The organism is Cupriavidus campinensis, assembly GCF_905397395.1.
Taxonomy (GTDB): Bacteria; Pseudomonadota; Gammaproteobacteria; order Burkholderiales; family Burkholderiaceae; genus Cupriavidus; species Cupriavidus campinensis.
The window spans coordinates 1-9,529 of record NZ_CAJPVH010000102.1; the positions used below are offsets into that span (position 1 = coordinate 1).

The 9,529-nt window shown below is 69.3% G+C and carries 7 protein-coding genes; 4 read left to right on the top strand and 3 right to left on the bottom strand.

Features of this window, described 5'->3' with window-relative positions; translation table 11 throughout:
* Positions 1 to 174: 174 nt before the first annotated feature.
* The 3 genes from KHO18_RS27385 to KHO18_RS27395 form a co-directional block, all read right to left on the bottom strand.
* Positions 175 to 2,478, bottom strand: a complete 2,304-nt coding sequence (locus KHO18_RS27385; RefSeq protein WP_144199781.1) for a TonB-dependent receptor — start codon at positions 2,476 to 2,478, stop codon at positions 175 to 177.
* A 114-nt stretch (positions 2,479 to 2,592) separates the two neighbouring features.
* Positions 2,593 to 4,269, bottom strand: a complete 1,677-nt coding sequence (locus tag KHO18_RS27390) for a ShlB/FhaC/HecB family hemolysin secretion/activation protein (RefSeq protein ID WP_211944245.1) — start codon at positions 4,267 to 4,269, stop codon at positions 2,593 to 2,595.
* 135 nt (positions 4,270 to 4,404) lie between these two features.
* Positions 4,405 to 5,703, bottom strand: coding sequence for a collagen-like triple helix repeat-containing protein (locus KHO18_RS27395; protein ID WP_211944246.1), 1,299 nt, complete (start codon positions 5,701 to 5,703; stop codon positions 4,405 to 4,407).
* 517 nt (positions 5,704 to 6,220) lie between these two features.
* On the opposite strand from KHO18_RS27395, the gene KHO18_RS27400 reads away from it, so the two are divergent.
* From KHO18_RS27400 to cpaB, 4 genes are all read left to right on the top strand, one after another.
* The gene (locus KHO18_RS27400) at positions 6,221 to 7,375 is read left to right on the top strand and encodes a collagen-like triple helix repeat-containing protein (RefSeq protein WP_211944247.1); all 1,155 of its coding nucleotides are present in this window, start codon (positions 6,221 to 6,223) and stop codon (positions 7,373 to 7,375) included.
* Between the two features lie 443 nt (positions 7,376 to 7,818).
* Complete coding sequence (locus KHO18_RS27405) at positions 7,819 to 8,013, top strand: Flp family type IVb pilin (RefSeq protein ID WP_144199789.1); 195 nt, start codon at positions 7,819 to 7,821, stop codon at positions 8,011 to 8,013.
* Positions 8,014 to 8,226: 213 nt separating this feature from the next.
* Positions 8,227 to 8,688, top strand: coding sequence for a TadE family protein (locus tag KHO18_RS27410; RefSeq protein ID WP_144199791.1), 462 nt, complete (start codon positions 8,227 to 8,229; stop codon positions 8,686 to 8,688).
* Between the two features lie 64 nt (positions 8,689 to 8,752).
* Positions 8,753 to 9,529, top strand: a 777-nt coding sequence (cpaB, locus tag KHO18_RS27415) for a Flp pilus assembly protein CpaB (protein ID WP_211944248.1), incomplete at its 3' end; no start/stop codon positions are given.

Sequence of the window (9,529 nt, forward strand, 5' to 3'; positions counted from 1 at the left end):
ACCGAGCGTCATCTGCGCATCGAGCTGGCCGCCCACGGCGGCCGCGCCGAGCCAGCGCAGCGCCGGCCCGGGCGGGCCGGCCAGCACGTGGCGCAAGGCATCGGGCGCCAACTGGCCCAGCTCCAGCGCGGAGGCCACGCGGAATGGCAGCGTATCCATGCCCGCCTCCGGCCGTCAGTAGCGCAGCGTGAGCGTCAGCGTGGCGGCGCGGCCCGGCGCCATGGTGGCGTAGTGGTTGCGGTGCGCCTGCGCGTAGTAGGCCTTGTCGGTCAGGTTCTGCAGGTTGAGCTGCACGCTGGCGAACTTGCTGAGCCGGTACGCGGCCATCGCGTCAAAGCGCCAGTAGGCCGGCACCCACTTGGTATTGGCCTCGTTGCCCCAGACCTTGGACATGTAGTTGGCGCCGCCGCCGAAGATCAGGCCCGGCAGCACCTCGTAGGTGGTCCAGAGGGTGAAGCTGTCGGCCGGGGTGTTCGGGAACACGTTGCCGTCGGTGGCGCCGTTTGCCGCGCCCTTGCCGCCGTTCCTGCGCAGCCGGGCCTTCTGGTGGGTGTAGCCGCCGAACACGGCCCACCTGGCCGTGACGTTGCCGGCGAAGCCGAGTTCCACGCCATCCACCCGCCGCTCGCCGGCCATGCGCGCACTGCCGTCCTGCTCGATGATCCGCGTATTGTCCGTGTCGATGCGGAACACGGCGCCGGTCAGCGCCAGCTTCTCGCCCAGCACATCCCACTTGGTGCCCAGCTCGACCGCGCGGCTCTTCTCGGGCGCGAGCTGGTCGCCGCGATTGCCGGCGGCATCGGGCGCCAGCGCGTTGATTTCGGCCCCCTGGCCGAGGAACGAGCCCGCCGGCGTGGAAGACGTGCCAAAGCTCGCATAGACGCTGCCCCACGTGACCGGCTTGTAGACCGCGCCCAGCTGGTAGTTGAGCAGCGTGTCCTGCCGGGAGAACTGGTTGCGCACGCCGCTGGCATTCGGCGCCTGCGTCAGCGTGGTGTCATAGCGATCCAGCCGCAAGCCGGCATTGAGCAGCCACTGCGGCGTGATCTCGGCCGAGTCGAACAGGTAGGCCGATAGCGTCCGCGTGCGCACATCGGTAGGCCGGTGATTGCGCTGGATCGTGCCCGCCCACGGATCGGCCGGGTCCGGATCGAACACGGTCGTGCAGTTGTAGCCGCTGGCCGCGCCGGCGCCCTTCGCGCAGCGGCGGTCGCCGGTATCGACCTTGTAGGTGTCCCAGTTGGCCTTTTCCTCGGAGAATTCCACGCCCGCCACGTACTTGTGGCCGATGGCGCCGGTACGGAAGCTGCCGGAGAGGTCGGTCTGGTTGGCCACCGTGTCAACCGTGCCCACGCGCGTGTTGGCGCGCCGCCAGAGCAGGTTGTAGTAGGTGTTGCCGAGGTTGGAGTCCGGCTGGGTCCAGATGAAGTCCTGCTCCGTGCGCGAGAGCCGCGTCTGGTTGCGCAGCTTGAGCGCCGGGCTGAAGTCGTGCTCGATGCGCAGGGTGCCGGTGTCGTTCTGCTGCTTCTGGAAGTCGCGGTTCAGCAGGCCGTAGTAGGTGTCGCGCGGCACGTCGAGCGGCCGGCCATCGCCGGTCGGGCGCACCCGGGGCAGCCCGTCCTTGCGTGCGGTGTGCGACGCGTTGTTGTACGGGATGCCGACGTCGGGCTGGTCGTCGCTCTGCAAGTGGTACCAGGAGGCGGTGACGCGCGTGGCGGTGCCCAGGCCGATGGCGACGGATGGCGCCACGCCCCACCGGCTCATGCGCGCGGCGTCGCGCCCGGGGATGTCGCTGCTGTGGGACATCGCGTTGAGCCGCACGGCGGCGTGCTCGCCGACGCGCCAGTTGCCGTCCACCGTCGCGCGCACGTACTCGGCATTGCCCACGCCAAGGGCGCCTTCGGCAAAGTGCTCCAGCCGGGGCGTCTTGCTCTGGATATTGATCGTGCCGCCGGCGCCGCCCCGCCCGTCATAGGCGCCGGCCGGCCCCTTGTTGACCTGCACCGACTCCACGTTGAACATCTCGCGCGACTGCGCGCCGATGTCCCGGAAGCCGTCGAGGAAGGTGCTGGCCTGCGCGTCATAGCCACGGATGAACGGCCGGTCGCCGATGGGATTGCCGCCTTCGCCCGCGCCGAACGTGATGCCGGGCACGGTGCGCAGCACCTCCGTCAGGCTCGTGGCGGCCGTCGTGCGGATGACCTCCTGCGGAATCACGCTGACCGAGCGCGCGGTGTCGCGCAGCGCCTCGGGGTCCTTGGGCGATCCGGTGGACGCGGCGCGGAAGCCGCCGTGGCGTTCCTCGCTCACGGTGACGGGCGGCAGTTCCACCTGCGCCAGCGCCGCCACGGGTGCGGCGGCGAGGGCCGCGCCCACGGCCTGTGTCAGCCGGGGCAGCGACGCGCCGCCACGGCCCTCGGCTGCTTCGTCGGATTGGGTCAATGTGGCCGATCCGGCCACGACGCGTGAGACCTGCATGACAACCCCCTGGTATGTGCTGATGTGTGCAAATGCGATCAATTCTCATTTGCGTATGACGCAGGGGTCAAGGATCGAACTGCACCAAACCGCCTCAGCGGCTGGCGCGGGGCATCAATCGAACTGGTACGACCACAGCAGGTTGAAGCGCGGCGAGCGATGGCTCGCATTGGTGGGTTTGTCGCCCACCGGCTGGGCCACCGAGATATCCATCGTGTAGTAGCGCCGGTCCGAGAAACGTAGGCCGATGGCCAGCGATTGCAGCGTCCGGTGCGAGAGCGACACACTGTTCGAATACACCCGCGCCATGTCCGCCACCAGGAACGGCTGGAGCGTCTTCAGGTAGGTGAAATCCACCGTGAACAGCCGGTTCAGTTCCGCCGAGGCGCCCCAGCCCTTGTCTCCGGCCACCTCGCCCGCCGGATAACCGAGGCCGAAGAAGCGGCCGCCGAAGCTGATCTGCTCGCTCGACGCCAGCCGCTGGTCGCTGAACTGCCCCGCCGCCGAGAGCGCCATGCCGAAGCCAAACGGCAGGTCATTGGCCTGCGAGGCCAGCAGCCGGGTGCGCAGGAAATTCAGATCATTCTGATTGTTTTCCCGATTCGCGCCGAGCGCGTCGAAGCCCTTGTAGAGACCGAGCGTGGCGCTGCGTGTGACGCCCTCCGCACGTTGGATGTAGCCCATCTCCAGGCTCGCCACGCGCACGCTGGTGGACAGTTCCACCTGGCGGCCCGCCCCCGGCTGCACGGCCTGGGTGTAGCGCTCGAACTGGCTGTTGGCGTACATCCCCCCGGTCAGCGTCAGCGCGTGGCGGTTATTGAGGATGAGCGGGTAGCTCAGCGTACCGCCCAGCCGCTTGGAGTCGTTGACGTAGCGCGATTCGAAGCCGATCGGGGCCAGCGCCGCGTTTTCCGGCACGCCACGATAGTGGGAGGCGGTGAGCTTGGCCAGCATGCCTTCGGTGCCGATCGGCTGCGCGTAGCTGGCCGCGTAGTACTCCTCGTTGTCGCGCCCCTTCGGGAACAGCGTGGAGAACGAGAGCTGCTCGCCCAGCGGCGTCAGGCTGTTGGTGGTGGCCGTGGCGATGGCCCGCACGCCGGGCGACATCCATTCCACGCCGGTGCCGAAGGTGAACGGCTTGCGCTTGACCTCGAGCACCATCTCGCAGGCGCCGTCCGTGGTGGTGGGCGGCTGCACGGTGGCTGCCACCTGCATGCCCGGCTGCTGCGCCAGCACGTTGACGTAGTGCTCGAAGCGCTCCTGGCGCAGCGGCCGGTCCCGCTTGAGCTGCTCGGCGATCTTCCGCAGCCGTGCCTCGGCGGGGCCGGCCTTGCCCCGCACCGTGACATTGGCGACGTAGCCCTCCACCACGGTGACCAGCACGTCGCCATTCTCGAAGGACTGCGCCGGCACGAAGGCGAACGAGAGCGGGTAGCCGGCGTCCTTGTAGCGCTGCGTGACGGACTCCGCGGCCTGGAGCAGTTCAGCGACGGTGATCTCGCGGTTGGCGAGCGGCGCGAATTTGGCCGCGATCTGGTCGAAGGGCAGCGTCCTGGCGCCCTCGATGCGGAAGTGGCGCGGCGTCAGGCGCGAGGCCAGCAGGTTCTGCAGGGCGGCATCGGGCCGCTCCACCTGCACGGTGACGTTGCTGTCGGCCGGCTTGCTCGGCGCAATGCGCGGCAGGGTCTGGGTCGGGTCGCCCTGTACCGGGCCCCGTTCGGCAAAAGTGAGACTGCAATGGCAGGCGCCGGCGCTGAGCAGCAGCGCGGCAACACGGATGCGTGGTCGCATGGTAATACCCCTGGCAAGAAAGCACTGCTTCGCGGCTATGCGTGGCGTGCCACGGCGGGCGGGGATGCCGCTATCCCCGCCGCCTTGCGGTGGCCGCTACGCTTGTCTTGGAAGTGCGATGTCGACAGGAGGCCGTCAGCGCCGTGTGCCGCCTGCCGTGCCGAGGGCGCCGGTCAGGCCGCCAACCAGGCCGCCGACCAGCCCGGTGACCGGGGCGGTGATTGGCGCCAGCGGATTCGCGGGCTTGCTGCCGCCCGTGCCGCCGCTGGGCGTGGTCGGGGCAGGCGTGGTGCTGGCCGGCGCGTTACCGCCAGTCAGCCCGGCCACCAGGCCAGTCACCGGCGCGAGCGGGCCGGACGTCGCGGTGCCGCCGCCGACGTTACCGCCCGTCAGGCCAGACGTGATGCCGCTGACCAGCCCCGTCACCGGCGCCAGCGGGCCGGCGCCGCCCGTGGCCGGGCCGTTCACCGCGCCGCCTAGGGATGCCACCGTGTTGCCCGTGCCTGTGACGATGCCGCCCACGCCGGACACCACCGGTGTCTGCGTCGATTGCAGCGACGTGCCTGCGGTTGCCAGCGCGCCGCCCACCGTGGTCAGCAGGTTGCTGACCGGCTGGCCGAGGCCGGTGGCCGCGCCCAGCGTCTGCGTGCTGCTGGTCAGCGTGGAGGTGAGCGGCACGATGGCCTTGCTCACGCCGCTGGTCAGTTGCTCGACCGGGCCCGTGGAGAGCGCGGTGCCGAGCTTGCCGCCGGCATCGGTCACGGCGCCGCCTACCTGCGAGACCACGCCGCCGAGCGGGTTGGTCAGTGCCCCGAGCGGCGCCAGCGGGCCGCTGCCCAGGCCGCTGACCGCGCTGCCGGCGCTCGTTACCGCGTTGCCGACCTGCGCGACCACGCCGCCGGTGCTGGCCACCGTGGTGCCCAGCGGGTTGGTGGCGTTCGGCATGTTGCCGAGCCCGTCCTGCACGCCGGTGCCCAGCGTGTTCACGGCGCTGCCGAGCGCGGTCACCACGCCGGCCAGGCCGGTCTGCGTGGCCGGCGACACCACTGGCAGGTTTGCATCCTTGATGGCCGTACCGACGTCGGTCACGGTATCGCCCACGCCCTTCACCACGCCGCCGGTGTTGCTGACGATGGTGCTGGTGGGCGTGAGCGCCACCGTGCCGCCGCCGCCATTGTCTCCACCGCCACCGCCACCGCCACCGCCACCGCCACCACCACTACCACCACCGCCGTTGTTGCTCGTATCCGTGCCGGTGCCGCCCGTACCACCCGTGCCGCCGATGCCGGCGTTGCTGCCCGAGCCATTCGAACCACTGGTGCCACTGGTGCCCATCGACGTAGACCCGCTGCCGCTGGCGCAGCCGCCCAGCACGATGAGCGAACCGAGCAATGCCGACAGGGCAATGTGCTTCGCGAACGTTTGATTGCGCATGACCTTTTCCTTTTTTAGTTTTTCCCGACTCGCCACGTATGCGTGGCGGTGCATGCCATTGCGCAAACGGTGTGCCATGGCTCCGTAATGGCTGATACCGGCCGGCGGGCATGCCATGCGAAAGGAGGGAGGCGTCGCGGAGAGGCGCGTCAGACAAGCGTTTGCGGGGCGCGGGCTCAAACGCGCGCATGAAGCGGGCGGGGCCGGCGTGGCGCGGCGCGTGTGGCGTGGGCGGGAACACGTTACGTAGCACGTAACACGCCACACGGTGTTCCGGGAGCGTGTGGCCACCCACATCCGGCCCTGGCGTGAAGGCCGGAGTGCCGCGCCGGGCAACGGTCTCCGGGCAGTGGTGGGGGCTTGCGACGCGCCCGTATCGAACGTGCGCTTGATGCTGGCACACCGCTTGCGCTCATCGGCAAGCCCCCACGGGATTTCGAGCACACCAGCACACCAGCACACCAGCACACCAGCACACCAGCACATCAGCACACCTGGACACCATAGGAGACAGATCATGAGGTCAACGATGCAACGCGAACGTTCGCTGTCGGTCATCACCATCGCCTGTGGCGCCCTGCTGGCGCTGCTGGCGGGCTGCTCGTCGGGCGGCTCCGGCAGCGGCGCCTCGCCGAACGGCAACAACAACGTCACGCCGCCGCCGGCCACGCCGACTCCCGCGGCCTCGGTGGACACCACGCCCACCGCCAAGGTGACCGAAGGCGCCGGCAATACGGTGGTGGCCACCGGCAATGCGGTGAGCGAGATCGGGCAGCAGGTCAAGGACGCGAACCTGCCGGTGGTGCCGGACGCCGCGCAGAACGCCACCGGCGACGTGGTGATGAAGGCCGGCGACACCGTGGCCACGCTCGGCGTGGGCGTGCGTGAAGGGCTGGGCAAGATCGGCAGTGTGGACAACCCGCTCGGCGTCACCGTCGGCAACACCGGCAACGTGGTCACGCAGGCCGGCAAGACCGTGGTCAGCGCGGGCGATCTGGTCCAGTCGCTCGGCACCGCACAGCTCTCGCCGCTGGCGCCCGTCACGCAGCCGGTGGGCGGCGTGGTGCAGACCGTGGGCGGCACGGTCATGCAGGTGGGCGGCAAGCTTGGCGATAGCCTGTCCACCGGCCCCGTGGCGCAGCTGACCGGCAGCGCGAGCAAGGCCATCGTGCCGCTGACGACCAAGCTGACCGACACCACGCAGACCGTGGGCGGGGCCAGCGGCCTGGGCGTTCCGGTCGATAACCTGCTGACCAAGCTGGGCAACACCGTGGCCACCGGCGGCAGCATGCTGAGCAACGCCGACAAGCCGATCGTCTCGCCGCTTGGCGGCGTGGTGACGGAGACCGGCAAGACCGTGGCGGCCGCCGGCGTGCTGCTGAACAACCGGAACGGCACGGCGGGCGGTGCGGCGGGTGCAGGCGGCAATCCGCTGGGCGGCCTGATCAACAGCCTGCCGCTGGCGGGTGCGGCGGGCGGCAGCGCTGGTGTTGGCGCGCTGGCCCCGGTGACCGGCCTGGTCGGCACGGTGACCGGCGCACTCACCAATGCCACCAATGCCACCAATGCCACCAATGCGACGAATGCCACCAGTGGCACCGCCACCAGCGGCAATGCCGGCTCACCGCTCAATGGCGTCACCGGCCTGCTTGGTGGCCTGACGCAACACTGAACCCCCCGAGCCAGAAGACGGCTCGGGACTTTCCCTAGCCATCGCCCGGCTACTTTATGGTGCGCTGTCGTCCTTACCCCGCGCGGCGCATCCTTTTATTTCGTGCCGTGCCGCGACCTGTATCAGAACGTGCAGGACGCCGCACGGCACTCCCATTTTTATTGCGGCCGCTCGAACAATTCGGATCGTCCTTTGCCCGGGGTCGCGTTGTTTCAAACGTCTGTCCTACCTTAAGCTGAGCCGCATGGGCTTTCCCTTAGTTCCTCTGGGGGGTATGGATGGAGACATAGCATGTCTTATAAATGTTGCACCAGCACCAAATACAACAGAATCGCGGCTCAACGAAGCCGGCGATCACAACCGGTAACGGGGCAGTGGGACTGGCGTTCACGTGCAACACCCATACGGGATCGGAATTTTTTTTGTCGTTTCGGGAGTGCATCATGAAAAAGAACTCGCAGGCGCGTTTCAGCCGCTACCAACGCGGCGCCACCGCCATTGAATATGGCCTCATCGTGGGCCTGATCGCCCTTGGCATCGTCACCGGGGCCACTGCTCTCGGCGACGGCCTCAGCCAGGGCTTCACCCAACTCTCCACCAAGGTCACCACGCTGTTCGGCGTGAAGAGCGGCAGCTAGCAGCCGCCGGCAATCCTCGACCCCTGTTGGCCACGCCGTATCGCATCGGCGTGGATCGTCATGGCAATGCACCGGCCGCGGGCAGCACACGGACGGCCGGGCAAGCAACAGTGAGAGTGGTACCAAGTCGCGAAATGGCTGTCGGCGAACCTCCCCCGGCAACGGGGGAGGCCGCGCCTCCGGTTTGGCGCTAACGAAGAGACCGGGTGAAGCATGTCATTACGGGCGAAGGCGACCCGACGCGGCCACTTGGGGGTGGCGGCGCTCGAGTTCGCGATAGTGTTCCCGCTCCTGCTGACGCTGGTGCTGGGCATCGTGTACTACGGCATGGTGCTGGCGCTGCAGCAGGTGCTCACGCTCGCCGCCGAGGAAGGCGCGCGGGCTGCGCTGCGTTATCCGCTGACGTCCAACGGGGGCACGCTCGCCACCACCATCGACCTGCGGGTGTCCGCCGCCGCGCAGGCCGCGCGCGCCACGCTGCCCGATTCCCTCGCCACGCTGGTGCCCGCCGCCGATGTCGCGCAGGCCATCGCCTGCTCCGCCCCGGCCGGTACCACCTGCGTGCGCGTCACGCTGAACCTGCCCACTACGTCGCTCCTGCCCAGCGTGCCGCTGGTGCCGGTGCCCGCCACGTTGACCGGTTCGGCCGTGGTGCAGATCTCCCCCGATATCTGAAACCGATTTTTTCCGAGACGAATGCCGAGAACCCAGCCATGTCGATGACACCCGGAGCCCCCACATGAACAGCAGGCAGATACGGATCGCGGCGGTCGCGCTGCTGGTGCTGGCCGCGCTGCTGGCGCTGCTGGCCTGGCGGGTGGCGCGCCAGGCCGCAGTGCCGCAGCCGGTGCAGGGCGCCGCGCCGATGCATGCCGTGGTGGTCACCACGCGCGCAGTGGAAGCCGGCAAGCCGCTGCCCGCCGATGCGCTCAAGGTCATGCAACTGCCGATCGACCCGACCGGCGCCTATCAGGACGTCGCGCGCGTGACCGGCCAGGTGCCCGTGGTGGCGCTCGGCGCCAACGTGCCCGTGCTCGAAGGCCAACTGCTGGCCGGGCTGGCGCGTCAGGTGCCCGAGGGCCAGCGCGCCATGGCGGTGGCGGTGGACGAGGTGATTGGCGTCGGCCATCAGGTGCAGCCGGGCGACTATGTGGATGTGTTCGTGGTCCTGCGCCGCGACAGCCAGGAAATTGCCGACAGCCAGGCGCGCATGCTGCTCTCGCGGCTGCGCGTGCTGGCCTACGGCGCCGGCGCGGTCAACGACGCGAGGCGCGCCGAGGGCGCCGAGCAGATGATGTCGCGCCGCGAGGGCGCAAAGACGGCGGTGCTGTCGGTGCCGCTGGAGCAGGTCAACAAGCTGGTCATGGCGCAGCAGGCCGGACGCCTGACGCTGGCACTGCGCAACCCCAAGGACGAGACCATGCCGAGCGAAGGCATGTTTGCCGATCCGCCGGGCGTGTTGCAGGCGCGCGCCGGCGTGCCGCCCGAGGCCGCGCGCGCCCCGGCGGACAAGGCG

What these genes read in the sequence shown, in the direction of transcription:
- KHO18_RS27395 (WP_211944246.1), bottom strand. Translation starts at nt 5,703, where the DNA reads ATGCGCAATCAAACGTTCGCGAAGCACATTGCCCTGTCGGCATTGCTC.
- KHO18_RS27385 (WP_144199781.1), bottom strand. Translation starts at nt 2,478, where the DNA reads ATGCAGGTCTCACGCGTCGTGGCCGGATCGGCCACATTGACCCAATCC.
- KHO18_RS27410 (WP_144199791.1), top strand. Translation starts at nt 8,227, where the DNA reads ATGTCATTACGGGCGAAGGCGACCCGACGCGGCCACTTGGGGGTGGCG.
- KHO18_RS27390 (WP_211944245.1), bottom strand. Translation starts at nt 4,269, where the DNA reads ATGCGACCACGCATCCGTGTTGCCGCGCTGCTGCTCAGCGCCGGCGCC.
- KHO18_RS27405 (WP_144199789.1), top strand. Translation starts at nt 7,819, where the DNA reads ATGAAAAAGAACTCGCAGGCGCGTTTCAGCCGCTACCAACGCGGCGCC.
- KHO18_RS27400 (WP_211944247.1), top strand. Translation starts at nt 6,221, where the DNA reads ATGAGGTCAACGATGCAACGCGAACGTTCGCTGTCGGTCATCACCATC.